Raw genomic sequence first — 25,984 nt, forward strand, 5'->3', positions numbered from 1 at the left:
TTTAGGTAAAACAATGACATACGAAGTAAAGTCACTGAATGAAGAGTGCGGTATTTTTGGAATTTGGGGTCATCCACAGGCGGCTCAGGTCACCTATTTCGGACTCCACAGTCTGCAGCACCGCGGTCAGGAAGGAGCTGGTATCCTGTCAAACGACCACGGAAAGCTCAAACGCCACCGCGATTTGGGATTGGTTGCAGAGGTCTTTAAAAACCCAGCAGACTTGGATAATCTGACAGGAGAAGCAGCTATTGGCCATGTCCGCTATGCAACGTCTGGCGGAGCCTCCATCAACAATGTCCAGCCTTTCTTCTTCAGTTTCTATGATATGCAGATGGGCTTGGCGCATAATGGCAATCTGACCAATGCCCATTCACTGAGACGGGAGTTGGAAAAGAAGGGTTCTATCTTTGCCAGCTCGTCTGATACGGAAATTCTCATGCACTTGATTCGCCATAGCGAGCAGGAAAATTTCTTAGACAAGCTCAAGGAATCCTTGAGACGAGTTCAGGGCGGCTTTGCCTACCTCATCATGAGAGAGGACAAGCTCTACGCTGCGCTGGATCCTAATGGCTTTCGTCCTTTGTCCATCGGCCGTATGAAAAATGGGGCTTGGGTCGTTTCTAGTGAAACCTGTGCTTTTGAAGTGGTGGGTGCCGAATGGGTTCGCGACCTTGAGCCAGGGGAAATCGTGATTATTGATGATGAAGGCGTGACCTACGACAGCTATACGGCAGATACCCAGCTGGCTATTTGCTCAATGGAATATGTCTATTTTGCTCGGCCGGACAGCGTCATTCACGGGGTCAATGTCCATGCAGCCCGCAAGCGGATGGGCCGCAGGCTGGCTCAGGAATTCCAGCATGAGGCAGATATCGTTGTCGGTGTGCCTAATTCTTCCCTGTCAGCGGCCTCTGGCTTTTCCGAAGAGTCTGGTCTGCCAAATGAAATGGGCCTGATTAAAAATCAATACATCCAACGGACCTTCATCCAGCCGACGCAGGAGTTGCGAGAGCAAGGAGTTCGTATGAAATTATCTGCTGTTTCCAGCATTGTCAAGGGTAAGCGCGTGGTCATGGTGGATGACTCTATCGTGCGGGGAACAACCAGCCGACGCATCGTCCAGCTCTTACGAGATGCAGGAGCTGCTGAAGTCCATGTGGCTATCGGCAGCCCAGAACTTAAATATCCATGTTTCTACGGCATTGATATTCAGAATCGGCGCGAACTCATCTCGGCCAATCATACGGTTGATGAGGTCTGTGAGATTATCGGAGCTGACAGCCTGACCTACCTGTCGCTGGAAGGTCTCATTGAATCAGTCGGTATTGAGACGGATGCTCCGAATGGCGGGCTTTGTGTGGCTTACTTTGACGGTCAGTACCCAACTCCGCTCTATGACTATGAAGAGCGCTATCTGGAAAGCCTGAAGGAAAAGACGAGTTTTTATTAAAACGAGGTCAGCGGTTCTTGTCGCAATCTTTTTCAAAAATAAGAGTAAGGAAGAAAATTATGACAAATAAAAATGCATACGCTCAATCCGGTGTGGATGTTGAAGCAGGTTATGAAGTTGTTGAGCGAATCAAAAAGCATGTGGCACGTACAGAGCGAGCTGGCGTCATGGGGGCGCTGGGTGGCTTTGGCGGCATGTTCGACCTGTCTCAGACTGGGGTCAAGGAGCCAGTGCTGATTTCTGGTACGGATGGGGTCGGAACCAAGCTCATGTTGGCCATTCAGTATGACAAGCACGATACCATTGGGCAGGACTGTGTAGCTATGTGTGTCAATGACATCGTCGCTGCAGGGGCTGAGCCCCTTTACTTCCTGGACTATATTGCTACTGGGAAAAATGAGCCAGCAAAGCTTGAGCAAGTTGTTGCCGGTGTGGCTGAAGGCTGCGTTCAGTCTGGAGCTGCCTTGATTGGCGGGGAAACCGCTGAAATGCCTGGCATGTACGGTGAAGATGATTATGACCTGGCCGGTTTTGCTGTCGGAGTTGCTGAAAAGTCAGAGATTATTGACGGCTCTAAAGTGGCTGAGGGCGATGTACTTCTGGGGCTGGCTTCCAGTGGTATCCATTCAAATGGTTATTCGCTTGTCCGCCGTGTCTTTGCGGACTATACGGGTGAGGAAGAACTGCCAGAATTGGAAGGTAAGAAACTCAAGGAAGTGCTGCTTGAGCCGACTCGTATCTATGTCAAGGCTTTGCTGCCGCTGATTAAGGAAAAGCTGGTTCATGGGATTGCCCATATTACTGGTGGTGGTTTTATCGAAAATGTGCCCCGCATGTTTGCTGATGATTTGGCTGCTGAGATTGAAGAAGACAAGATTCCAGTCTTGCCGATTTTTAAGGCTTTAGAAAAATATGGTCATATCAAGCACCAAGAAATGTTTGAAATCTTCAATATGGGGTTAGGGATGATTTTGGCCGTAGCTCCTGAAAATGTGAATCGTGTCAAAGAACTTCTTGACGAGCCTGTTTATGAAGTTGGCCGGATTGTCAAAAAAGAAAGTGAAAGTGTCCTTATCAAATGAAAAAAATTGCCGTTTTTGCTTCGGGCAACGGGTCAAATTTCCAAGTGATTGCTGAGCAGTTTCCTGTTGAATTTGTCTTTTCAGACCATCGAGATGCCTATGTGCTCAAGCGGGCGAATAATCTAGGCGTCAAAAGCTATGCCTTTGAGCTTAGAGAGTTTGATAGTAAGGAGGCTTACGAGCAAGCTATTGTAGACCTACTAGAAGCGCACCAGATTGACTTGGTTTGCCTAGCAGGATACATGAAAATTGTTGGGCCGACCTTGCTTGGTGCTTATGAAGGCCGGATTATCAACATTCATCCTGCCTACCTGCCCGAATTTCCAGGGGCTCATGGCATTGAGGATGCTTGGCAGGCTGGTGTCTCTGAGAGCGGTGTGACCATTCATTGGGTGGACTCGGGCGTTGACACTGGAAAAATTATCCAGCAAGTGCGCGTGCCACGACTAGCTGATGATACAATTGAAAGTTTTGAAGAACGCATCCATGCCGCCGAGTATCAACTCTATCCTCAAGTGCTGGAGAGTTTAGGGGTAGGGAGAAGGTAAGAAGTAAATCAAGTTTTGATTGTGCAATATTGCTAGGAGAAAAAATGATTGAGCTGAAATTAGTAGATGAGAGCAGTTTTCAGGCAGTGCTGGATTTGAAAATATCTGAAGCTGATGAACGAGCACGTTTCGTGGCTCCAAATGTTCGCTCTTTAGCTGACGCATGGCTCTACCGGAAAAATGAAGATGTGTTTCCGATGGCAATCTATTGGGATGAGCAGGTGGTTGGCTTTCTCCTGCTGGAAATAGACAAGGATGAAGCGGAATACTTTATCTGGCGGATAATGATTGGTCAGCAGTACCAAGGAAGAGGCTATGGTAGAAAAGCCTTGGAAGTTCTGATCAAAAAGGCTCAGATGGATAGAGCTTGTAGTCATATTATCGCAGATTATGTGGTTGGAAATGAAAAAATGAAGCGCCTGCTGACTAGTCTGGGTTTTCAGGAAACAGGATTTATAGAAGAGAATAACGAAGTTGCTATGCGCTTGGACCTAAAGAAAGAGGAATAGAATGACGAAAAAAGCCTTAATCAGTGTCTCAGACAAGACTGGCATTGTAGAATTTGCGAAAGAGCTGAAAGCTCTTGGTTGGGATATCATCTCAACTGGTGGTACCAAGGTGGCCTTAGAAAATGAAGGAGTGGGCACCATTGCTATAGATGATGTGACTGGTTTTCCAGAGATGATGGATGGCCGTGTTAAGACTCTCCACCCAAACATTCACGGCGGCCTCTTAGCTCGTCGGGATTTAGATAGCCACCTGCAAGCGGCCAAGGAGAATCAGATTGACCTTATTGACCTGGTCGTGGTGAACCTCTATCCTTTTAAGGAAACCATTCTCAAGCCAGGTGTGGAGTATGCGGACGCGGTGGAAAATATTGACATCGGTGGCCCCTCTATGCTGCGCTCTGCGGCTAAAAATCATGCCAGCGTGACGGTTGTTGTAGATCCGGCTGATTATGCTCTTGCTATGGAAGAGTTGGCAGCAAATGGTCAAACGACCTATGAAACGCGGCAACGTTTGGCAGCGAAGGTTTTCCGTCATACAGCAGCTTATGATGCTTTGATTGCGGACTATTTCACGGATCAGGTGGGCGAAAGCAAGCCAGAAAAACTGACTCTGACCTATGAGCTTAAGCAGCCCATGCGCTATGGGGAAAATCCTCAGCAAGATGCGGATTTCTATCAGACTGCTTTGCCACTGGACTATTCCATTGCTTCCGCTAAGCAGTTGAATGGGAAAGAGTTGTCCTTCAACAACATTCGCGATGCGGATGCGGCTATTCGGATTATTCGAGATTTCAAGGATCGGCCAACTGTTGTGGCGCTAAAACATATGAATCCATGTGGTATCGGTCAGGCAGATGATATCGAGACAGCTTGGGACTATGCCTATGAGTCTGATCCAGTTTCTATTTTTGGTGGGATTGTCGTCCTCAACCGTGAGGTGGATGCTGCGACAGCTGAGAAGATGCACGGTATTTTCCTGGAAATCATCATCGCACCGAGCTACACGTCAGAAGCGCTAGCTATTTTGACCAATAAAAAGAAAAATCTGCGAATTTTGGAGTTGGCTTTTGATGCTCAGGCAGCTTCTGGAGCAGAGAAGGAAGTGACAGGTGTTCTGGGTGGTCTTCTTGTGCAAAACCAAGATGTTATCGAGGAAAATCCAGCTGATTGGCAGGTCGTGACCAAGCGCCAGCCGAACGAGCAGGAGCGTGTGGCTTTGGAATTTGCTTGGAAGTCCGTCAAATATGTCAAATCCAACGGTATCATCATTACCAATGACCGTCAGGTGCTGGGAGTCGGTCCCGGTCAAACTAACCGCGTAGCTTCTGTCAAGATTGCTATTGAGCAAGCCAAAGATCGCCTTGACGGTGCCGCTCTGGCTTCTGACGCCTTCTTCCCTTTTGCGGACAATATCGAAGAGATTGCAGCCGCTGGTATCAAAGCTATCATCCAACCGGGTGGATCTGTCCGTGATGAGGAATCTATCGAAGCGGCTGACAAGCATGGCTTGACTATGGTCTTTACAGGTGTGAGACATTTTAGACATTAAGAAATAGAAAAAATCCTCGGCTCGACCCGAGGATTTTTTAGTAGTCTTATACTCAATGAAAATCATGAACAAACTAAGCAGGAGCAGTCTGCTTAAAGCACTGGTTTGAAGTGATTTTGAGGAGTGTGAAAGCGACTTATTTAGGGTAGATATAGGTCAGGCGGCCCCAGTAGGAAGCAGTTGGGTCAAACCAGCCACGGAAGTTGCTGATGTACTGCTTGCCGAGGTAGTTAGACTCTTGAATCTGGATGCGGGTATTGGATTCGACATGAGTCACGACACCGACGTGGCCGTAGCCGCCGTCATCCCAGCAGGCGATGGCGCCAACCTCAGGCGTACTGCCAGTACGGAATCCAGCTCTTCTGGCACTAGCTGCCCATTGACCGCCGTTGCCCCAGTAATTTCCAGCCCAAGGAGCTAGAGCTTTGGCTCCCCAAGTACATTGGCCGACAGGATAGGTTGTCGCATTAGCAGCGGCATAGTTAGGCTGAATATTAGCTGATTGAACGCTTGATTTTTCAACCTGATAGCTAGTTCCAGTCAGGCCGATTAACTGTCCCGCTTTTCTACGATAGACATGGGTGTTAAATAGACCGCTTCCCTTGTGATTCTGAGTATCTACGGTAAACTTGTATGTTCCATTGCTGACCTTATTTGCAGTATACCATTTGATATCATCTTGCCCATTGACTTCTGACCAAGTTGGAAGAATAATATCGCCATCTCCGTAGGCGTCTGTCACTGTCACCTCATAGCGATTAGCCTCAGTTTTCCTGACTGCAACCTTGGCTTGAATTTGGTCGGTAGACATTGAGACGACATCTGCTGCGTAGCTACGCTCACTGCCGTCCTTATAGGTGACATACACATGGTTGTTATAGGTTCCAGACAAAGCCTGGTGATTACGGATATCAAAGGTTGCGCTGAAGGAGCCATCTCCGTTAGGAGTGGCTGCATACCATTTAAGATTGCTCTGATTGCTAGTGCTCCAAATTGGCACCCGGACAGATTGAATAGGTTTAGATAAGCTAGTTTCGGTAGTTTTCACGGTGTAGGTCCCTTGTTTGGGGTTGATATTTTCTATAGTAAAAAGCGGCTTTTGCTCCTCTTCAGAAGGCAATTTTCCACTATCAATTTGTGCAGTAGCCCCTGAGAGACCTGTTAAGTCAGGCTTAACATAACTTTCACCGTAAAGGTGGATATTGTAAATCCCTATGTCGTAGTTATGCTTTCTGAGTTCCACCCGAGCGCTGTAGCTACCATCTGGATTTTTGCTTGCTTCATACCATTGTAGATCATCTTGCCCATTTTTCTCAGACCAAGTTGGAAGAACAATTCGATGCATGGTATCAGGTACGTTTTTGACAGTAATTTCCATGATACCGGTCTGAGGGAAGCTGGTTTCGATTATCGGTTTCGGATTTTCAAGATGGAACGTAGTACCAGACAGGAAAATCATTTTTCCGTTTACATTTTCATAAGTGTCAACGAAGTATCGTCCATAACCACGATGTTTGGATAGATTAAACTCAGTTAATTCTTCTCCTGCGTCATACCACTGAAGGTCGTCGCTGCCTTTTTCCTCTGACCAGACAGCATGGACAATCTTTGAGTGAGCTTGGTCTTTATTGCGGGAAAAACTAATGCGCCCTGTACCTCCTGAGACGGATGCATTCGTTTTACTAGCTGGTTTATCTACATGAAAGGTAGTGGCATTTAGAGCTACCAAGCGCTCTCCTATCCGTATGTAGGTATGAACATGAAACGTACCATATCCTGGATGATTGCTTAAGTCAATGTCAGTGATGGGTGTTTGTGGTGTATCATACCATTTCAAATCATCTTGTCCGTTTTCTTCAGACCAAACAGCATGAGCAATAAGATAAGGTTCTTGAGCTTGGGAACGGGTATAACTAATAGAGGCTGTACGATCGTTCACAGTCACATCGACATTGCTGGCACGATCAGTAGGGTATAGAATTTTGACTTCAGATTCAGGCGTTTCGGTCGCATGAACTGTTGAGTGGCTCGCAAAGAGACCTAGGACAGCTCCGGATAATAAAAACAGTTTTTGATATTTCTTCATAAAACTCCTTTGTGAGAATGTTTTAGGATGGGCCCACCTGTATTATTCGGAAAACTTATTTGAAAGTGATAGTAAATTTGACAAGTCCTGAATATTTTCTGTCTAAAATGGGTACAATCCACTCAAAAAGGAGAAGGCTGAAGACAACAATAATTATGGCGATTATGATTATATAGAAGAGATATTCTTTTTCTCATTAGAATGGAATGAAACGAACGATTGTGTTATAATTTAGATAAATAATTCGTAAAAATAGAATGATTTTTACGTGATGTGTTAGCTTGGTGCGTAAGCGCCTATGATATGAACATAGAGGTATCTTAGCTATGAAGCTTTTAGTTGTGGGTTCGGGCGGTCGTGAGCATGCGATTGCCAAGAAATTGTTGGAGTCTCGGGGTGTGGAGCAGGTTTTTGTTGCACCTGGAAATGATGGCATGACCTTGGATGGGTTGGATTTAGTAAACATTGGAATTTCCGAACATTCTAAACTAATTGAATTTGCCAAGGAGAATGACATTGCTTGGTCTTTTATCGGTCCGGATGATGCTCTGGCAGCCGGAATTGTAGATGATTTTAACCAAGCTGGGCTCAAGGCTTTCGGTCCATCTCGTTTAGCAGCGGAGCTGGAGTGGTCCAAGGATTTTGCCAAGGAAATCATGGTCAAATACGGTGTTCCGACAGCAGCCTATGGCACATTTTCCGACTTTGAGGAAGCCAAAGCCTATATCGAAAAGCAGGGAGCACCTATCGTGGTCAAGGCGGACGGCTTGGCTCTGGGCAAGGGCGTGGTCGTCGCAGAGACAGTGGAGCAAGCGGTCGAGGCCGCGCAGGAGATGCTCTTGGACAATAAGTTCGGCGACAGCGGTGCACGTGTGGTTATCGAGGAGTTTCTGGACGGCGAGGAGTTCTCCCTTTTTGCCTTTGTCAATGGCGACAAGTTTTACATTATGCCGACGGCTCAGGATCACAAGAGAGCCTACGATGGGGACAAGGGTCCTAATACAGGCGGTATGGGAGCCTATGCGCCAGTTCCTCACCTGCCACAAAGCGTGGTGGACCAGTCAGTTGAGACGATTATTAAGCCGGTTCTCAAAGGCATGATAGCTGAAGGACGACCTTATCTGGGCGTGCTCTACGCTGGGCTGATTCTGACAGCAGATGGCCCTAAGGTTATCGAGTTCAACTCGCGCTTTGGTGATCCGGAGACCCAGATTATCCTGCCGCGCTTGACGTCTGACTTTGCGCAGAACATCACGGACATTTTGGACAAGAAGGAGCCGACTATCACCTGGCTGGATGAGGGCGTGACTCTTGGCGTGGTTGTCGCTTCAGAGGGCTACCCGCTGGACTATGAGAAAGGCCTGCCTCTGCCGGAGAAGACAGCCAGCGACATCATCAGCTACTATGCTGGGGTTAAGTTTTCGGAAAATAGCAGAGTACTGCTGTCAAATGGCGGCCGAGTGTACATGCTGGTCACCACAGCAGATACCGTCTCAGCTGCTCAGGAAAAAATCTACGACCAACTAGAAAAACAAGACACCACAGGCCTCTTTTACCGAACAGATATCGGAAGCAAGGCGGTTAAATAAAAATTTTCTAAAATCTACGATTGACTGTGTTAAAGCCCCTTGAAGAACTTCAGTTCGAACTTTATCGCTTTACCCTGTCATTCTGAGAATTTCTTCGAGTATTTTCAATACTAGCGCTAGCTTAGGCGACGCAGTCGCCAAACAAGATAATGGTCGCTGTGGTGAAAAGACCAGAACAGTGTATGTTCTGGTCTAGGGAAAATTTGAGACTTCAGGCTCAAATTTTAGGAATGAAACCGAAGGTTTGCTTCCGACCCACCACCTAAGACCATTATCAAAAAGAAAAAGGATATTAACAATGAAACCAATTATTTCCATCATTATGGGCTCCAAATCTGACTGGACCACCCTGCAAAAAACAGCAGAAGTCCTCGACCGCTTTGGTGTAGCCTACGAAAAGAAAGTCGTCTCTGCCCATCGCACGCCTGACCTCATGTTTCAACATGCCGAAGAAGCCCGCAGCCGTGGCATCAAGGTCATCATTGCAGGTGCTGGTGGGGCAGCACATTTGCCAGGAATGGTAGCGGCTAAGACTACTCTGCCTGTCATCGGCGTACCGGTCAAATCACGCGCTCTCAGTGGTCTGGACTCGCTTTATTCGATTGTGCAGATGCCGGGCGGTGTGCCAGTTGCAACTATGGCTATCGGAGAAGCAGGTGCGACAAACGCTGCCCTGACTGCCCTTCGGATCTTGGCCATTGAAGATCAAGGCCTAGCAGCAGCGCTAGCGGATTTTGCTGAAGAACAAGGAAAAATCGCTGAGGAGTCTACGAATGAGCTCATCTAAAACAATCGGAATCATTGGTGGCGGTCAGCTAGGTCAGATGATGGCCATTTCTGCTATCTACATGGGGCACAAGGTCATTGCGCTCGATCCTGCGGCGGACTGTCCAGCCTCTCGTGTGGCAGAGATTATCGTGGCGCCTTATAACGATGTGGATGCTCTGCGTCAGCTGGCTGAGCGTTGCGATGTCCTGACCTATGAGTTTGAAAATGTTGATGCCGACGGTTTGGATGCCGTTATCAAGGATGGTCAGCTCCCTCAAGGGACGGACCTGCTCCGCATTTCTCAAAATCGGATTTTTGAAAAGGACTTTCTCGCAAACAAGGCCCAAGTCACTGTGGCACCCTATAAGGTCGTGACTTCTAGCCAGGACTTGGCAGATATTGACCTGTCGAAAAACTATGTCCTTAAGACTGCGACCGGCGGCTACGACGGACATGGGCAAAAGGTCATTCGCTCGGAAGAAGATTTGGAAGAAGCCCGTGCACTAGCCGACTCGGCAGACTGTGTCTTGGAAGAATTTGTCAACTTCGACCTTGAAATCTCCGTCATCGTGTCCGGAAATGGCAAGGATGTGACAGTTTTCCCAGTTCAGGAAAATATCCACCGCAACAACATCCTGTCTAAGACCATTGTGCCAGCCCGCATTTCAGAAAGTCTGGCTGACAAGGGCAAAGCCATGGCGGTGCGAATCGCAGAACAGCTCAAGCTGTCTGGAACGCTTTGTGTGGAAATGTTTGCGACAGCTGATGACATCATCGTCAATGAGATTGCCCCGCGCCCACACAACTCTGGCCACTACTCTATCGAAGCCTGCGACTTCTCCCAGTTTGACACCCATATTCTTGGCGTTCTTGGAGCACCATTGCCAGAAATTAAATTACATGCGCCAGCCGTCATGCTCAATGTTCTCGGCCAGCATGTCGAGGCCGCTGAAAAATATGTCACAGAAAATCCAAGCGCCCACCTCCACCTGTATGGTAAAATAGAAGCGAAGCACAATCGCAAAATGGGGCATGTGACTTTGTTTAGTGATGCGCCGGATAGCGTGGTTGAGTTTGGGGAGGGGATTGATTTTTAAAATGATAGAAGAATTCGATGATGTATTTGAAGATGATATTACTACTCTAACACTTACTTTTGCTGACGATGTGGTCATTCCTAAAATGGAGGATGCAAAAGGGATTCATATTGTAGAGATAACAAACAATCGACTGGTTATAGAGCATACTTGTTCTGATGACGAAGTCCGTGAATATGTAAAAAGCCATGGACTGACAAATCGTCCTATAAAGGTTTCGATTGAATTTTGTGTTTACGAAGATCCTGAGGAAGAAAATTTTTAGAATTTAATGGAGAAAATCTATGATTCAAATCATCGTCAATGCTTTTGTGGAAGGAGGCAAAGAAACTGCTGTTGTAGAAGTGCTCTTTGCCAGTGCCAACCATGAAAAAGTAAAAGCCAAATATCAGGAATTAAAGATTCAATATCCAAACAATTATCTAGCTATCTATGATTTGCCATTGGATACAGATCTGAGTAGCTTGTCGCACTATCCGTCGGTGGCGATAAGCAAGGAGGAGTTTGATTAGCCTATGAAAACTATTGGCCTGATTGGTGGTATGAGTTGGGAAAGCACCACATCTTACTACCAAATCATTAACGAAACCATCAAAAAAGAGCTGGGAGGCTTGCATTCAGCTAAGATTCTGCTTTACAGTGTTGATTTTGCAGAGATTGAGCATTATCAAGCAGTCGGGGACTGGGAGAAAAGCGGTCAACTTTTGGCAGATGTTGCTAAGCGCTTGGAGCAAGCAGGTGCAGATTTCATTGTTATTTGCACGAACACCATGCACAAGGTTGCTCCGCAGATACAAGAGCAGATTGCGATTCCAATCTTGCATATTGCGCAAGCAACTGCGCAGGCCTTGTTGGCTGACGGGATTCAAAGAGTCGGCCTCCTAGGAACCAAGTACACCATGACTCAAGATTTTTACAAGGAGAAATTAATAGAGTCTGGTTTAGAAGTGCTGATTCCAGACCAAGCTGGTATTATAGAGGTCAATCGGATCATTTATGACGAGCTCTGTCTAGGAGATATCAAAGAAAGCTCAAAGCAGACTTATCTTGCCGTTATAGATGATTTGAAAAAAGCAGGCGCAGAAGCTGTTGTCTTGGGCTGTACCGAGATTGGTCTCCTCGTCAAGCAATCCGACACCGACCTGCCTCTCTACGACACAACGGTGATTCATGCGGAGAAAGCAGCTGAGTGGGCGGTGAATAAGTGACAATAGAAGACAAGCGAAATCGTAAGATGGAGCATGTGACTTTGTTTAGTGATGTGCCGGATAGTGTAGTTGAGTTTGGGGAAGGGAAGGAGTTTTAGTATGGAGAGTAAAGTATACTATGGTGAATATACTTTAGAACATTGGATGAATTTAATTTTGAAAAAAAATATCATTCTTCCAGATTATCAGAGATTATTTGTTTGGGATAAGGAGAAAACAGAGAAACTAATTGAGAGTATACGAAAAAATGAATTTGTACCACCAGTTACTATTGGTTCTTATGATAAGGGAGCAGAACGAGAAAATTTAATTTTGGATGGACAACAACGTTTGACTAGTATTTTTCTTAGCTTCTTAGGTATTTTTCCGAATAAAGAAAAATATAAAAAGAAAATTGCAAACTTGATTGATGATAATGATTCAGAAATAGATATTGATGAGTTTGATAATATTTTAGAGTGGTCGTTGAAAAAGTTAACGGAGAAAGGTAATAGCAAAGAACAAATACTTTCACAGATTCAAAATGATAATTATGATGAGATTCCAGAAATTAGTTTAGAATTTTTACGTTCACATTATCTTGGTTTTTGCTATCTTGTCCCACAAATTACGGGTGGTGAGAGTGTTGATGAGTTTTACTCTGAACAGCAAAGATATTATTCTTCTGTATTTAGAAACATAAATATTCAAGGTGAAACATTACTTCCTCAGGAAAGTAGAAAATCACTATATTTTCTTAGAGATGGTCTTGTAGATTTTTTTGAACCAGAATTTAGTAAATCATTTAGGATTAATGATGCGCAAATGGATTTTGTTCGTTATGTTGCTTTAATATCTCATTATGAAAAAAAAGTCAATATAAATAAGGTCGGTTATAGATATGCTCGAAGAATGGAAAAACTATATGAGGAATTCATTTACTTTGTTGCATATGGTGAAGATAGCGATTTGTTTTCTCCATTACCAGAATATGTAACAGCAGAAGACTATTCAAATAAATTAGAAGAAGTTGGAAAATTTATGGAGGTTATAACTAATCAAATAGTTTTAAATTCAATTATTGACATAGATTTAGTTGCTTTTGGTTTGTTAAAGTATACCATCTTTGAGAGTAAAAAGCTGGATATCGATTCTATAAATAATTTAGTTCTAGATTTGAAAGACGAAATTCAATCATTTAAAAGTGATATGAAACATACAAAGAATCCAAATGCTTTGATGCATTTACGAAATAGAATTCAAAGATCTTATGAGATTTACAGTAGGTATATAAAATGAGCAATCATGAAGCATTTATTTTTACGCCAATAACTACAGTCTTAGAAGAAGCAGTATCAGCAAGTTATGTGATTAATGATGGTGTTGAAACCTATCCTTTATCTGAGTATATTATTCATTCATTATTTTTAAAGATGACTGGCTTTCAAGAGCAGAAAATGAAATGTATAGCATGGGAAATGGCTACATATGATTATGGATATCGAAGAAGTCTTCTACAAAATGAAGATAAGTTAGGAGAGTATTCAAGTTATAAAGCTAAGTCTGCTATCTATAAGCGTTTGAATAAGCTAATAAAATCGGTAAAGGCATCTTATGATGTAAATTACTTAACAAAACAGCAATGGATTGATGAATCAGTAGAAGAAATAAAAAAAATTTTTAGTAATTCGGTTTTAGTTACTTGGACGCAAAGGAAATACGATTATTTTGTACATGGTTTTAAAATAGGAGAGGAACAGATTCTTCCCAGTGATACAAAAATGTTTAAGGACAAAGCACAACTTTCTGCTAGTGTAGAAGTTGTATTGGAGTCACAATATGAGGAATTATACGATAATAGGAATAGGTTGGCTCATAATACTTTGTCCTATCAAGAGAACTTACCATCGTTAAAATCTCTTCAAAAAGAGGATGACACCTCTAGAAATTATTTCATCTGGTTCTTTATACTTGTTCTTATTGATAGAATATTTATGGAGATATTCAAGGTGTATTTAAAAGAATTAGAAGAGAATGATTTTTAAATGATAACATCGGTTATAAAAACTAAACTATAGTATTAGGATTTACTTGAGTAAATCAAGAAGTCTAATATTAGATAGGGGAAAATAAACCAAAACAGAAAGGAACAAGGGCACCGTATCCTCTAAATTGAATACGGGCTATGGACTTCCTAATTGTAAACAAAGAAAGGAAAGGGCCATCTAGTTTGCAGAACTGAACCCGGGCGGAAAGCTCGGAATTTAGATAAACCTCCTAGGACGCAAGCGTCCGTCGTTGGTTTCCTAAAATTCAGTCGCTTTCTAGTCGCCCTTGGTATCTTAACCATGATCAACCGTTACTCTCGCCCCGAGATGGCGAACATTTGGACTGAGGAAAATAAGTACAAGGCTTGGCTGGAGGTAGAGATTCTGGCTGATGAGGCCTGGGCTGAGCTGGGTGAGATTCCCAAGGAAGATGTGGCCTTGATTCGTGAAAAGGCGGGCTTTGATATTGACCGCATCTTGGAGATTGAGCAGGAGACGCGTCACGATGTAGTGGCCTTCACACGTGCGGTTTCTGAGACTCTTGGTGAGGAGCGCAAGTGGGTGCACTATGGCCTGACCTCGACCGATGTGGTGGATACGGCCTACGGCTACCTCTATAAGCAGGCCAATGACATCATCCGTGAGGATTTGCGTCGCTTCACCGACATCATTGCAGAGCGGGCACGGGAGCACAAGTTCACCATCATGATGGGACGGACCCACGGGGTGCATGCGGAGCCGACGACCTTTGGTCTTAAGCTCGCGACCTGGTACAGCGAAATGAAGCGCAACATCGAGCGTTTCGAGATTGCGGCTGCGGGTGTGGAAGCTGGGAAAATCTCTGGTGCGGTTGGTAACTTTGCCAACATTCCGCCATTTGTGGAAAGCTATGTCTGTGAGAAATTAGGCATCCGTCCGCAGGAGATTTCGACTCAAGTTCTGCCACGTGACCTCCACGCCGAATACTTCTCAGCCTTAGCCTTGATTGCGACATCTATCGAGCGCATGGCGACCGAGATTCGCGGTCTGCAAAAGTCTGAGCAGCGCGAGGTGGAAGAGTTCTTTGCTAAGGGGCAAAAGGGTTCATCTGCTATGCCGCACAAGCGCAACCCTATCGGCTCTGAAAATATGACTGGTCTGGCGCGTGTCATTCGTGGCCACATGGTGACAGCCTTTGAGAATGTCTCTCTCTGGCATGAGCGCGACATTTCCCACTCGTCTGCTGAGCGGATTATCGCACCGGACACGACCATTCTCATCAACTATATGCTCAACCGCTTTGGTAATATCGTCAAGAATTTGACCGTCTTCCCAGAAAACATGAAGCGCAACATGAACTCGACCTTTGGTCTTATCTTTAGTCAGCGGGCTATGTTGACCCTGATTGAAAAAGGCATGACGCGGGAGCAGGCTTATGACTTGGTGCAGCCAAAGACTGCCCAGTCTTGGGATAATCAAGTGGACTTCAAGCCTTTGCTCGAAGCAGATCCAGAAGTCACTTCCCGTCTGACTCAAGAAGAGATTGATGAAATCTTCAACCCAGTTTACTACACCAAGCGCGTAGATGAAATCTTCAAGCGCGTGGGGCTGGATTAAACAAAAAGATAGGCACTTCGTAAGAAGCGCCTATTTTCTTTTTCTTAAATTTGACTGGCCAGTTGCCCGATTTTCTTGAGCATTTCTTGGCGTTGTTGGTCTGTTTTACGTTCTACTCCATTGAGCTCGGTCAGTTTGACTGGAGAAATACCACAAAGTTTCAGGATTTGATTTTTAAGTACCTTGCCGTAGTCTTGGACAAAAGGCAGGGCAAAACCTGGTGTATTATGACTGACGATAATCCAGCCGGATTTCCCTTGCAGGTGGCCTTGGAGTCCGATTTTCTTATAAGAGTAGGCAAAGTCAGCCGCAAAGACACGGTCGATAAAGCCCTTGAGAATGGCCGGCATACCGCTCCACCAGATAGGGAAAATGAAAATCAGATGGTCTGCCCAAGTAATCAAATCCCTGCATTTTGCCATTTCAGGGTCTTTGTGCAGGTCACGGCGTCTATGTTCTTGGTCAAAGCGTAAGATAGGATCAAAATTTTCAGCATACAAGTCCAAGGTTTTCACCTCGTGCTTCTTAGAAAGGTTGCTTTGAACTTCTTTGAGAATAGCGGCATTGAAGCCAGTTGGGCTGGGGTGGGTGTAAATAATCAAGGTTTTCATGATCGTTCTCCTTTGATATAAATGTCAAGCATGTGCTCGATCGTGCTTTGGATAGCTTGAGGATCAAGGTCTTGGCCGATAGGACTGTTGGCCAGAACAGCCAAGCCTGTGATAAAGCTCCAAAAGTGAAAAAGGCTTTCCGCTTCGCTATTGCTAAATTTTTCCTCCTTGCGAAGCTTTAAAACGAGCTCTTTAAATTTATCAAATCCAGGCAGGTCAGACTCCAAGAGAATGGTGTCCTGCGTCACCTTCATATATTTAAAAGGAAATTTGATAAAGAGAGCTTCGAAAAAATGAGGGTAGGTCTTGGCAAAAATAATGAAATTAAGACCAAGCTGGGTCAGCTGACCACGCGCAGAACCTGTCGCCTCAATACTCTGATTAATTTCCTGATTGAGAAACAGCGAAAGCTGGGTCAAAACGACCTTGAGGTAGCCTTCCTTGCTCTCAAAATGGCGGTAAGGGCTGCCGTGAGTTACACCGCAGGCCTTGGCAACAGTCCTGAGCGAAAGCTGTTCAATTCCGTGTTTTCCGATTTCGTCAATCCCTGTTTGGATGAGCTGTTCTTTCAGCTGGGCAGTATTGCGTTTCATGTATCTCCTCCCAAAGTATACACTGTCTACTTATCTACCTTTAGTATACACTGTCTACTTTTTCTTGTCAACTAATTTGATGCTTTCTTCTAGTCTAAGATGTGGCAGAATTTGCTTTCGGTAAAATAAAATGTTAAAATAACATCAAAATGATAGCGCTTTCTTTTTAGGGCAAATTGTTCAATTGTAAAGAAACGCTGAGAAACGGAGGACACCTATGAAGAAAATTATCAATAATCCAACAGCGGTTGTGGACGAGATGCTGGACGGCTTGGCCTATATTCACAGCGATTTGGTTTATCGGGTGGAGGGCTTTGATATCATTGCCCGCAAGAGTGAGAAGACAGGCAAGGTTGGCTTGATTTCTGGCGGTGGCAGTGGTCATGAGCCTTCCCACGCGGGTTTTGTCGGTGAGGGCATGCTGTCGGCTGCTATCTGCGGAGCGGTCTTTACTTCACCCACACCTGACCAGGTCTTGCAGGCTATCAAGGAAGCAGATGAGGGAGCTGGGGTCTTCATGGTGATTAAGAATTACTCTGGTGACATCATGAACTTTGAAATGGCTCAGGAAATGGCTGAGATGGAAGGAATTGAGGTGGCTAGTGTCGTCGTAGATGATGATATCGCAGTGGAAGACAGCCTCTATACCCAAGGCCGCCGCGGAGTGGCTGGTACCATCCTTGTCCATAAGATTCTAGGGGATGCGGCGCGCGCAGGCAAATCTCTGACTGAAATCAAGGCACTGGCTGATGAGCTGGTCAAACATATTCACACAGTTGGCTTGGCTCTGAGCGGAGCAACCGTACCGGAAGTCGGCAAGCCTGGTTTTGTTTTGGCTGACGATGAGATAGAGTTCGGCATTGGTATCCATGGTGAGCCCGGCTATCGCAAGGAAAAGATGCAGCCGTCTAAGGACTTAGCTAAGGAATTGGTCGAAAAGCTCAGTCAGTCTGTTGAGCTCAAATCTGGTAAGAAGATTGGTATTCTCATCAATGGTATGGGTGCAACACCGCTTATGGAGCAGTATGTCTTCGCGGCCGATGTAGCAAATCTTCTGGCAGAAGCTGGAGTCGAAGTTGTCTATAAAAAGCTGGGTAATTACATGACTTCCATTGACATGGCTGGGATTTCTCTGACCTTTATCCAGCTGGATCAGCCAGACTGGCTGACGGCTCTCAATAGCCCTGTCACGACAGCCGCTTGGTAAGGAGATGCTTATGGACGTAGCAAGAGCAAAAAAATGGATGCAGTTGTTCAACGAGAAGATCCAGGAGCAGAAAAACTATCTGTCTGACCTTGATACACCCATCGGTGATGGCGATCATGGTGCCAATATGGCCAGAGGAATGGCAGCAGCAGTAGAGAGTCTAGCTGCTAAGGACTTTGCCAGTGCGGCTGAGGTTTTTCAGGCTGTTTCCATGCAGCTGATTAGCAAGGTCGGCGGTGCTTCAGGCCCTCTCTACGGCTCGGCCTTCATGGGCATGGCCAAAGCTGAAAAAGACGGCAAAGACTTGCCAGAGGTCATCCAAGCTGGGCTGGACATGATTCAGAAGCGGGGCAAGGCTGTGCCTGGTGAGAAGACCATGGTGGATGTCTGGTCGGGGCTTCCTCTTTCTCTGCAGTCTGGAGGCTTGACGCATGAAAAGATTGGTTCCCTAGTGGAAGCGACCAAGGATTTGAAGGCGACCAAGGGGCGGGCTTCCTATGTCGGTGAGCGCTCTATCGGTCATATCGATCCCGGTTCGGCTTCATCTGGTCTCCTCTTTGAGGCTCTTTTAGAAACGGAGGCAGGCTGATGGCAGATACTGGCATTCTTATCGTTTCCCATTCCAAAAACCTGGCCCAAGGCTTGTTTGATCTCATCTCGCAGGTGGCGGCAGATGTAGCCATCAGCTATGTAGGCGGATTGGACGACGGCAGCATTGGGACGAGCTTTGAAAGGATTCAGGCAGCTTTAGATGCCAATGACAAGGACACTATTTTGGCCTTTTTCGATCTGGGTTCGGCTCGGATGAATCTAGAAATGGTCGCAGACTTTTCTGACAAGGAAATCATTATCAATAATGTTCCTTTGGTAGAAGGTGCTTATACGGCTGCTGCTCTTCTTCAGGCTGGGGCAGATTTACCTAACGTTTTACTTCAGGTCCGTGAATTAGAAATAAAGAAATAGCAGGTTTTCTAAAGACTTGATAAACGATTTTATTTGCAAAATGAAGAACATTTTATATCGAAAAGCTGGGATTTAATCTCAGCTTTTTTGCTTTATCACTGTACCAATTTTCAGGGGAGCAGCCAGTATTTCTTATTTTTTTCTTCTTTAAATTGATTAAAACAGGACAAATTAATAGGCCCTGTTTACTTTTTGACACAATTCACTTTTTAATGAACAAAAGTTCTTAGAATGGATTGCAAATTGGTATAGATAGACTTATAATAGATATAAGTACACAAGATGAAAGAAAAAACGACAGCCGATTAGAAGCCATCGTTTTCAATCTTAGTGGTCCCGATTGCAGGAAATGAACTTAATCTTGAAGAAGTCACCGCGTTTGTAAGTTTCGCTGTACTCTAAGATCTGGCCAGTGCTTTCCAGCTGGGTAATCTTCACCTGATGAACAGTCGGGAAGTTGGTATCAACTTCCAGTACTTTCGCAACATCTTTTGGTGTTGGGAAGACAATTTCATTGGTCTCTTCAAAATGCTCATCATTCATGTGAATGTGGTAGTCAGTTTTGAAGCGATTGTAGATAGAGCTGTAGTAGTCCATATCTGGATAGTTAGGATTGATGTATTGCTCAGGGATATAGGTTTGGTGATAGATATAGACTTTATCGCCAGTCCGTCTGATCCGGTCAATCTTATAGTAGAACTGCGTTGGTGCCAGTTCTAGCTTATCCAAGATTTTCAGGTCATTCCCACGCTTGATGGAGAGAACAGTCACCTTATCTTTTTGGATAGGGAAGGTCTCAACGTCAGAAAATTCCACCAGCTTGTGCTTTCTTGCACGTGAAACGAAGGTTCCCTTGCCTTGCTGGCGGATGATGTAGCCATCGTTGGCCAGTTCATTCAAAGCGCGGACAACAGTAATGGAGCTGACATTAAACATCTGAATCAGCTCAGCCTCTGTGTAAAACTTATCGCCATTTTCAAATTTGCCAGAAATGATTTGCTGCTTGAGCTCATCTTTGATTTGTTGGTATTTTGGAATAGCCATTTTGTTCACCTCTCTTTTTTTACTTTTCTTACTTAAGATTTTAACATATTTTTAAAAAAAATGTTGACATTTATGCAAAAATTTATTATATTAATATTAATAAGAGATGAAAGCGGTTTTACACCGAAGGGAACATCAGATGGCAAGATTCAAAATTGGTCATTCTTTCTGTTTGGATGATCGGGAGTTTAAGATTTTATCGGGAGCCATTCACTATTTTCGGGTACAGCCTGAGGATTGGTATCATTCCCTTTATAATCTCAAAGCTCTGGGCTTTAATACAGTGGAGACCTATCTTCCCTGGAATATGCACGAACCCCAAAAAGGTGTCTTTGATTTCCAAGGGATTTTAGATATTGAGGCATTTTTACAGACGGCTCAGGATTTGGAACTTTATGCCATTATCCGCCCTTCGCCTTTTATCTGCGCGGAGTGGGAGTTCGGTGGTCTGCCGGCCTGGCTGCTCAATGAAAATATGCGCATCCGCTCATCAAATGAGGCCTTTCTGCAGGCTGTAGCCAGCTATTATGACGAGCTGCTGCCGCGACTGACTCCAAGGCTGCTGGACAATGGGGGAAATATCCTCATGATGCAGGTGGAAAATGAGTACGGTTCTTATGGGGAAGACAAGGCCTACCTGAGAGCAATCAGACAGCTCATGGAAGAACGAGGTGTAACCTGTCCGCTCTTTACTTCAGACGGGCCTTGGCGGGCTACGCTTCGAGCGGGTACGCTGATTGATGACGATGTCTTTGTGACAGGAAATTTCGGCTCCAAGGCAGATTACAATTTTGCCCAGCTGCAGGAATTCTTTGACGAGCATGGCAAAAAGTGGCCGCTCATGTGTATGGAGTTCTGGGATGGCTGGTTCAATCGCTGGAAAGAGCCTGTCATCAAGCGAGATCCAGACGAACTGGCTCAAGCTGTTCACGAAGTGCTCCAGCAGGGCTCAATCAATCTCTATATGTTTCATGGCGGTACCAACTTTGGCTTTATGAACGGCTGTTCGGCCAGAGGTGTCATTGACCTGCCACAGGTAACTTCCTATGACTATGATGCTCTACTTGATGAGCGAGGCAATCCGACGGATAAGTACTATGCAGTCCAGAGGATGCTGAAAGAGCATTATCCAGAGTATCCGCAGATGGAGCCGCTGGTGAAAGAGGCTTTTGAACTCAGGAATATTCCGCTCAGTCAGAAGGTCAGTCTCTTTGAGACACTGCCTGACTTGGCAGAGCCTATCGAAAGTCTCTATCCGATGAAGATGGAGGAGCTGGGGCAAAATGTCGGCTACCTGCTCTATCGGACTTGGGCTAGTTGGGATGCTGATCAGGAAAGGCTCCGTGTCATTGACGGCCGCGACCGTATGCAGCTCTATGTGGACGGTCAGCACATAGCAACCCAGTACCAGACAGAAATCGGTCAGGATATCATGGTGGACGGCCAGAAAAAGGCGGAGCACCAGCTTGACATTCTGATGGAAAATATGGGCCGGGTCAATTATGGGCACAAGCTACTGGCAGATACCCAGCAGAAGGGCATTCGTACCGGTGTCTGCAAGGATCTGCACTTCCTGCTTGACTGGCAGCATTACCCATTGCCGCTGGACCATCCAGAAAAGATTGACTTTTCAAAAGGGTGGCAAGAAAAACAACCAGCTTTCTACGCTTTTGATTTCAAAATGAAAGCGCTTAAAGATACTTATCTGGATCTGTCCGACTTTGGCAAGGGCGTCGTCTTTGTCAATGGTGTCAGCATTGGCCGTTTCTGGAATGTCGGACCGACCTTATCGCTCTATATCCCGCACAGCCTGCTCAGAGAAGGCGACAATCGCATCATTATCTTTGAGACAGAAGGGATCTACAGCGAAACCATTCACTTAGTTAACCAACCTACATTTAAAATAATAAAGGGGGAAAATCTATGACAATAGTAGGTGCACGTATCGATGGACGTTTGATCCATGGACAGGTAGCCAATCTTTGGACTACCAAGCTCAACATTTCACGCATTATGGTGATTGACGATGAGGTAGCTGAAAATGCTATCGAAAAGAGCGGGCTCAAGCTCGCAACGCCAGCTGGTGTGAAACTCAGTGTCTTGCCGATTGCTAAGGCAGCAGAAAATATCTTGGCCGGCAAGTATGATTCGCAGCGACTCTTGATTGTCGCTCGTAAGCCAGACCGCTTCCTGCGGTTGGTCGAAGCTGGTGTTCCGCTGGAAACGCTGAACGTCGGCAATATGTCTCAGTCAGACGAAACTCGCTCCATTACCCGCTCTATCAACGTGGTAGATGCAGATGTTGAAGCCTTTCACAAGCTGCACGAAAAAGGAGTCAAGCTGACAGCGCAAATGGTTCCCAACGATCCGGTTGAGGACTTCATGAAGTTATTAAAATAAGACAAAATTTTAGGAGGACATTGTTATGATACAATGGTGGCAAATTTTACTACTCACTTTGTACTCAGCTTATCAAATCTGTGATGAGTTGACCATCGTTTCGTCAGCAGGATCTCCTGTATTTGCTGGTTTCATTACTGGCTTGATTATGGGCGATTTGACGACCGGTTTGTTTATTGGTGGTAGCCTGCAATTGTTCGTTCTTGGTGTGGGGACATTTGGTGGAGCTTCTCGTATTGATGCGACATCAGGTGCCGTTTTGGCGACAGCCTTCTCCGTAGCACAAGGCATTAAGCCAGAGTTGGCTATCGCGACAATCGCAGTACCGGTAGCAACTTTGCTGACTTACTTCGATATCTTGGGCCGTATGACAACGACTTACTTTGCTCACCGTGTGGATGCAGCAATTGAGCGCTTCGACTATAAAGGTATTGAACGCAACTATCTCTTGGGTGCCCTTCCTTGGGCTCTGTCTCGTGCCCTGCCAGTCTTTCTGGCTCTGGCTTATGGTGGAACATTTGTTCAAGCGATAGTAGATGGTGTTGCTGGTGTGAAATGGTTGGCTGCAGGTTTGACACTGGCAGGTCGTATGCTTCCAGGACTTGGGTTTGCTATCTTACTTCGTTACCTTCCAGTTAAACGTAATCTTCATTACTTAGCTCTTGGTTTTGGCTTGACTGCTATGCTGACTGTACTTTACTCAAACATTCAAACTTTGGGTGGGGCTGTATCTAGTATTGTTGGAACTCTTCCAAAAGATGCTGCGATCACATTCGCCAACAACTTCAAAGGTTTGTCTATGATTGGTGTAGCTATCTTTGGTATCTTCCTTGCAGTACAGCATTTCAAATACAGCCAAAGAACAGTAGCTGCTGCGCCAGCTGCTAGCACAAAATCAGAAAGTGAGGAAATTGAAGATGACGAACTCTAATTATAAATTAACAAAAGAAGATTTTAAACAAATCAATAAACGCAGCTTGTTCACTTTCCAATTAGGCTGGAACTACGAGCGGATGCAAGGTTCTGGCTATCTCTACATGCTCTTGCCTCAGCTGCGCAAAATGTATGGAGATGGCACTCCAGAATTGAAAGAAATGATGAAATTGCATACGCAATTCTTCAATACATCACCTTTCTTCCACACCATTATTGCAGGTTTTGACCTAGCTATGGAAGAAAAAGACGGTGTTAAATCAAAAGATGCGGTCAATGGTATCAAGACAGGTCTTATGGGACCATTTGCTCCTCTTGGAGACTCTATCTTTGGCTCTCTTGTGCCAGCCATCATGGGATCTATCGCTGCTACCATGGCTATTGCAGGCCAGCCTTGGGGAATTTTCCTTTGGATTGCTGTAGCAGTTGCTTATGACATTTTCCGTTGGAAACAGTTAGAATTTGCCTACAAAGAAGGGGTCAATCTCATCACCAACATGCAAAGTACTTTGACAGCTCTTGTTGAAGCGGCTTCTGTATTGGGTATCTTTATGGTGGGTGGTTTGATTGCTACTATGATCAACTTTGAAGTATCCTGGGTATGGAACATCGATAAAAAAGCTATTGATTTCCAAGACATGATGAATCTGATTTTCCCACGTTTGATTCCAGCAGTCTTTACAGGCTTTATCTTCTGGCTCTTGGGCAAGAAAGGAATGAACTCTACTAAGGCTATCTTCATTATCATTATCATGGCAGTAAGCTTCTCCGCTATCGGCTACTTCCTGCTGGGACAAGTACCAGAGTAATGGAGTGATTTATGAGTAAGAAATTAGTTTTAGTCAGTCATGGTCGCTTTTGTGAAGAACTGAAAACAACTACGGAAATGATTATGGGGCCTCAGGAAGACATTCATGCAGTAGCCCTGCTTCCGGAGGAAGGTCCAGAAGACTTCGCAGCTAAATTCTTAGAAACGGTTAAAGATTTTGAGGATTACTTGGTTTTTGCGGATCTCTTGGGGGGCACTCCTTGTAATGTAGTCAGCCGCTTCATTATGGAAGGACAGGATATCGAGCTTTATGCGGGGGTCAATCTGCCCATGGTCATTGAGTTTATTAACGCTTCTTTGACAGGAGCAGAAGTCAGCTATCCATCCAAGGCAGCAGAGAATATTGTTAAGGTTAATGATGTTCTAGCTGGCCTAATGGATGATGAAGATGAATAAAAGCTTGAACAGCCACTTCTAGTTAGGTCAAGTCCTTGCGCTGCTAGCGGATGGGAGACTGCTGATAGGTAAGGATTGGCCACAGTGGATGATTCAAGCATACTGGTCTAAGAGGAATTTGGGAGATGCCTCTTGGCCTAGGGAAATGGATGGTTCAGCATTGCAAAATGCAGTTGCTGTCTGGTTTGAAAAAGCTTGTTAAAAGCATATTTCAAGCCTAGCCATCGTCGCGGGGGTGGGACAGCGAGCCGAAAATCTTTGATTTTCTGGATTTCTGTCTCGCTCCCCCTTTTTTCAAATGATGGAAAGGAATGAGAAAGAGAATGTTAGATTATTCACAGGAAGAATTGCAGCGTCTGGGGGCTGACATCACAACGAGAGAAATCTATCAGCAGCCTGAGATTTGGCAGGAAGCCTTTGACAGTTACAAGGCTCAGGCCACAGCTATCGCTGCTTTTCTGAAAAAAATTGAGGACAAACATGACTACATCAAGGTCATTTTTGCCGGAGCCGGCTCATCAGCCTATGTCGGAGATACCTTGACACCTTATTTCAGGCAGATTTATGATGAGCGCAAATGGAATTTCAACGCCATCGCGACGACAGATATCGTTGCCAATCCCTTGGTGCATCTGAAGAGAGAAGTACCGACAGTGCTGGTTTCCTTTGCCCGCAGCGGAAATTCCCCAGAAAGTGTAGCGACTGTGGACTTGGCCAAGCAGTTGGTAGATGACTTGTACCAGATTACTATTACTTGTGCTGCTCAGGGCAAGCTGGCTCAGCAGGCCCAAGGTGATGAGAAGAATCTTTTGCTCCTGCAGCCAGAAGCTTCTAACGATGCTGGCTTTGCCATGACTTCTAGCTTCAGCTCTATGATGCTGACAGCCCTTTTGGTCTTTGACCGGGCTGAACTAGACCAGAAGGAAGTCAAGGTTGCGGCTTTGATTCAGCTCAGTCAGGATGTTTTAGAACGCGTTGCAGATGTGCAGCAGCTGGTTGATTTGGATTTCAGTCGGGTCATTTATCTGGGAGCAGGGCCTTTCTTTGGTCTGGCGCATGAAGCCCAGCTCAAGATTTTAGAGCTGACAGCTGGCCAAATTGCGACCATGTACGAAAGTCCAGTCGGTTTCCGGCATGGGCCTAAGTCGCTGATTAACCAAGACACAGTCGTTCTGGTCTTTGGTTCGGCAGATGCCTATACCAAGGCTTATGATTTGGACTTGGTGCGGGAAGTAGATGGTGATGGGATTGTCCGCAGACAGGTCTTGCTGACTGACCGGGAGGAGCAGTTGGAAGGAGTCGAGCAAGTAGTGCTAAGTACCCAAGAGCCTTTGGGAGATAGTTATCGCATCTTCCCTTACATCGTTTACGCTCAGCTCTTTGCCCTCTTGACCTCGCTCAAGGTCAAGAACCGTCCAGATACACCGTCTCCGACAGGCACGGTCAATCGTGTAGTACAGGGAGTTATCATTCACCCTCTTGGGCAGTAAGAAAAG

Annotated in this window: 27 protein-coding genes and 1 pseudogene; 24 read left to right on the plus strand and 4 right to left on the minus strand. The window is 45.4% G+C overall.

Annotation, left to right across the window (positions count from 1 at the left end; translation table 11 throughout):
- Positions 1–13: 13 nt before the first annotated feature.
- From purF to purH, 5 genes are read left to right on the plus strand one after another with little or no spacing between them, the layout of a single operon-like run.
- Positions 14–1,453: an amidophosphoribosyltransferase gene (gene purF / locus O3627_RS08590; protein WP_002894330.1), complete on the plus strand. Its 1,440-nt coding sequence runs from the start codon at positions 14–16 to the stop codon at positions 1,451–1,453.
- Positions 1,454–1,512: 59 nt separating this feature from the next.
- Positions 1,513–2,535 carry a phosphoribosylformylglycinamidine cyclo-ligase gene (purM, locus tag O3627_RS08595; RefSeq protein WP_268685422.1) on the plus strand — a complete coding sequence of 341 codons (1,023 nt, stop codon included), beginning with the start codon at positions 1,513–1,515 and terminating at the stop codon, positions 2,533–2,535.
- Positions 2,532–3,083 carry a phosphoribosylglycinamide formyltransferase gene (gene purN / locus O3627_RS08600; protein WP_371621347.1) on the plus strand — a complete coding sequence of 184 codons (552 nt, stop codon included), beginning with the start codon at positions 2,532–2,534 and terminating at the stop codon, positions 3,081–3,083. Before purM ends, purN begins: the two co-directional genes overlap by 4 nt.
- A gap of 44 nt (positions 3,084–3,127) precedes the next feature.
- The gene (locus tag O3627_RS08605) at positions 3,128–3,592 is read left to right on the plus strand and encodes a GNAT family N-acetyltransferase (protein WP_371621348.1); all 465 of its coding nucleotides are present in this window, start codon (positions 3,128–3,130) and stop codon (positions 3,590–3,592) included.
- A 1-nt stretch (position 3,593) separates the two neighbouring features.
- On the plus strand, positions 3,594–5,141 hold the full coding sequence (purH, locus tag O3627_RS08610) for a bifunctional phosphoribosylaminoimidazolecarboxamide formyltransferase/IMP cyclohydrolase (RefSeq protein WP_371621349.1): 1,548 nt from the start codon (positions 3,594–3,596) through the stop codon (positions 5,139–5,141).
- A 136-nt stretch (positions 5,142–5,277) separates the two neighbouring features.
- Here purH and lytF read toward each other — a convergent pair whose 3' ends face one another.
- Positions 5,278–7,227, minus strand: coding sequence for a murein hydrolase LytF (lytF, locus tag O3627_RS08615; protein ID WP_371621350.1), 1,950 nt, complete (start codon positions 7,225–7,227; stop codon positions 5,278–5,280).
- A gap of 326 nt (positions 7,228–7,553) precedes the next feature.
- Here lytF and purD point away from each other — a divergent pair, with 326 nt between their 5' ends.
- The 10 genes and pseudogenes from purD to purB all read left to right on the plus strand — a co-directional run bounded on the left by purD (position 7,554) and on the right by purB (position 15,512).
- Complete coding sequence (gene purD, locus O3627_RS08620; protein ID WP_371621351.1) at positions 7,554–8,816, plus strand: phosphoribosylamine--glycine ligase; 1,263 nt, start codon at positions 7,554–7,556, stop codon at positions 8,814–8,816.
- Positions 8,817–9,114: 298 nt separating this feature from the next.
- Positions 9,115–9,603: a 5-(carboxyamino)imidazole ribonucleotide mutase gene (gene purE, locus O3627_RS08625; RefSeq protein WP_004185039.1), complete on the plus strand. Its 489-nt coding sequence runs from the start codon at positions 9,115–9,117 to the stop codon at positions 9,601–9,603.
- Positions 9,590–10,681 (plus strand): 5-(carboxyamino)imidazole ribonucleotide synthase, encoded by a 1,092-nt coding sequence (gene purK, locus O3627_RS08630; protein ID WP_371621352.1) that lies wholly within the window; start codon positions 9,590–9,592, stop codon positions 10,679–10,681. The genes purE and purK overlap by 14 nt, the downstream gene beginning before the upstream one ends.
- A gap of 1 nt (position 10,682) precedes the next feature.
- Entirely contained in the window at positions 10,683–10,946 is a 264-nt protein-coding gene (locus tag O3627_RS08635) for a hypothetical protein (protein ID WP_343092240.1), read from the plus strand.
- A 19-nt stretch (positions 10,947–10,965) separates the two neighbouring features.
- On the plus strand, positions 10,966–11,193 hold the full coding sequence (locus tag O3627_RS08640; protein WP_002914232.1) for a hypothetical protein: 228 nt from the start codon (positions 10,966–10,968) through the stop codon (positions 11,191–11,193).
- Positions 11,194–11,196: 3 nt separating this feature from the next.
- Complete coding sequence (locus O3627_RS08645) at positions 11,197–11,889, plus strand: aspartate/glutamate racemase family protein (protein WP_343092239.1); 693 nt, start codon at positions 11,197–11,199, stop codon at positions 11,887–11,889.
- 2 nt (positions 11,890–11,891) lie between these two features.
- A pseudogene (locus O3627_RS08650) lies at positions 11,892–11,987 on the plus strand (phosphoribosylaminoimidazole carboxylase); the annotation flags it as partial.
- A gap of 1 nt (position 11,988) precedes the next feature.
- Positions 11,989–13,167 carry a DUF262 domain-containing protein gene (locus O3627_RS08655; RefSeq protein ID WP_343092238.1) on the plus strand — a complete coding sequence of 393 codons (1,179 nt, stop codon included), beginning with the start codon at positions 11,989–11,991 and terminating at the stop codon, positions 13,165–13,167.
- Positions 13,164–13,913 (plus strand): hypothetical protein, encoded by a 750-nt coding sequence (locus O3627_RS08660; RefSeq protein WP_343092237.1) that lies wholly within the window; start codon positions 13,164–13,166, stop codon positions 13,911–13,913. Before O3627_RS08655 ends, O3627_RS08660 begins: the two co-directional genes overlap by 4 nt.
- Positions 13,914–14,216: 303 nt before the next feature.
- Positions 14,217–15,512 carry an adenylosuccinate lyase gene (gene purB, locus O3627_RS08665; protein ID WP_343092236.1) on the plus strand — a complete coding sequence of 432 codons (1,296 nt, stop codon included), beginning with the start codon at positions 14,217–14,219 and terminating at the stop codon, positions 15,510–15,512.
- Positions 15,513–15,556: 44 nt separating this feature from the next.
- On the opposite strand, the gene O3627_RS08670 is transcribed toward purB, so the two are convergent.
- Together O3627_RS08670 and O3627_RS08675 are read right to left on the minus strand one after the other, a co-directional pair.
- Positions 15,557–16,123, minus strand: a complete 567-nt coding sequence (locus O3627_RS08670) for an NAD(P)H-dependent oxidoreductase (protein ID WP_343092235.1) — start codon at positions 16,121–16,123, stop codon at positions 15,557–15,559.
- Entirely contained in the window at positions 16,120–16,716 is a 597-nt protein-coding gene (locus tag O3627_RS08675) for a TetR/AcrR family transcriptional regulator (RefSeq protein ID WP_268690501.1), read from the minus strand. The genes O3627_RS08670 and O3627_RS08675 overlap by 4 nt, the downstream gene beginning before the upstream one ends.
- Positions 16,717–16,933: 217 nt before the next feature.
- Here O3627_RS08675 and dhaK point away from each other — a divergent pair, with 217 nt between their 5' ends.
- Genes dhaK through dhaM form a run of 3 tightly spaced genes read left to right on the plus strand, consistent with a single transcriptional unit; the run spans position 16,934 to position 18,886 of the window.
- On the plus strand, positions 16,934–17,923 hold the full coding sequence (gene dhaK, locus O3627_RS08680; protein WP_268690502.1) for a dihydroxyacetone kinase subunit DhaK: 990 nt from the start codon (positions 16,934–16,936) through the stop codon (positions 17,921–17,923).
- Positions 17,924–17,933: 10 nt separating this feature from the next.
- Positions 17,934–18,512 carry a dihydroxyacetone kinase subunit DhaL gene (dhaL, locus tag O3627_RS08685; RefSeq protein ID WP_268690503.1) on the plus strand — a complete coding sequence of 193 codons (579 nt, stop codon included), beginning with the start codon at positions 17,934–17,936 and terminating at the stop codon, positions 18,510–18,512.
- Positions 18,512–18,886 (plus strand): dihydroxyacetone kinase phosphoryl donor subunit DhaM, encoded by a 375-nt coding sequence (gene dhaM, locus O3627_RS08690; RefSeq protein ID WP_268690504.1) that lies wholly within the window; start codon positions 18,512–18,514, stop codon positions 18,884–18,886. Before dhaL ends, dhaM begins: the two co-directional genes overlap by 1 nt.
- Before the next feature lie 327 nt (positions 18,887–19,213).
- Here the strand turns inward: dhaM and O3627_RS08695 are convergent, their stop codons facing one another.
- Complete coding sequence (locus O3627_RS08695; RefSeq protein ID WP_002907683.1) at positions 19,214–19,930, minus strand: GntR family transcriptional regulator; 717 nt, start codon at positions 19,928–19,930, stop codon at positions 19,214–19,216.
- Between the two features lie 106 nt (positions 19,931–20,036).
- On the opposite strand from O3627_RS08695, the gene O3627_RS08700 reads away from it, so the two are divergent.
- The 6 genes from O3627_RS08700 to O3627_RS08725 all read left to right on the plus strand — a co-directional run bounded on the left by O3627_RS08700 (position 20,037) and on the right by O3627_RS08725 (position 25,978).
- On the plus strand, positions 20,037–21,857 hold the full coding sequence (locus O3627_RS08700) for a beta-galactosidase family protein (RefSeq protein WP_343092234.1): 1,821 nt from the start codon (positions 20,037–20,039) through the stop codon (positions 21,855–21,857).
- The gene (locus O3627_RS08705; RefSeq protein ID WP_002898809.1) at positions 21,854–22,330 is read left to right on the plus strand and encodes a PTS system mannose/fructose/N-acetylgalactosamine-transporter subunit IIB; all 477 of its coding nucleotides are present in this window, start codon (positions 21,854–21,856) and stop codon (positions 22,328–22,330) included. The genes O3627_RS08700 and O3627_RS08705 overlap by 4 nt, the downstream gene beginning before the upstream one ends.
- A 25-nt stretch (positions 22,331–22,355) precedes the next feature.
- Positions 22,356–23,261 carry a PTS mannose/fructose/sorbose/N-acetylgalactosamine transporter subunit IIC gene (locus tag O3627_RS08710; RefSeq protein ID WP_223337845.1) on the plus strand — a complete coding sequence of 302 codons (906 nt, stop codon included), beginning with the start codon at positions 22,356–22,358 and terminating at the stop codon, positions 23,259–23,261.
- Complete coding sequence (locus O3627_RS08715) at positions 23,248–24,072, plus strand: PTS system mannose/fructose/sorbose family transporter subunit IID (protein ID WP_371621353.1); 825 nt, start codon at positions 23,248–23,250, stop codon at positions 24,070–24,072. Before O3627_RS08710 ends, O3627_RS08715 begins: the two co-directional genes overlap by 14 nt.
- Before the next feature lie 11 nt (positions 24,073–24,083).
- Positions 24,084–24,488 carry a PTS sugar transporter subunit IIA gene (locus tag O3627_RS08720; RefSeq protein WP_002894390.1) on the plus strand — a complete coding sequence of 135 codons (405 nt, stop codon included), beginning with the start codon at positions 24,084–24,086 and terminating at the stop codon, positions 24,486–24,488.
- A gap of 311 nt (positions 24,489–24,799) precedes the next feature.
- Entirely contained in the window at positions 24,800–25,978 is a 1,179-nt protein-coding gene (locus tag O3627_RS08725; protein WP_371621354.1) for an SIS domain-containing protein, read from the plus strand.
- Positions 25,979–25,984: the final 6 nt, after the last annotated feature.

Origin of the sequence: Streptococcus sp. 27098_8_82 (assembly GCF_041431615.1) — a bacterium.
GTDB classification, from domain to species: Bacteria; Bacillota; Bacilli; order Lactobacillales; family Streptococcaceae; genus Streptococcus; species Streptococcus sanguinis_K.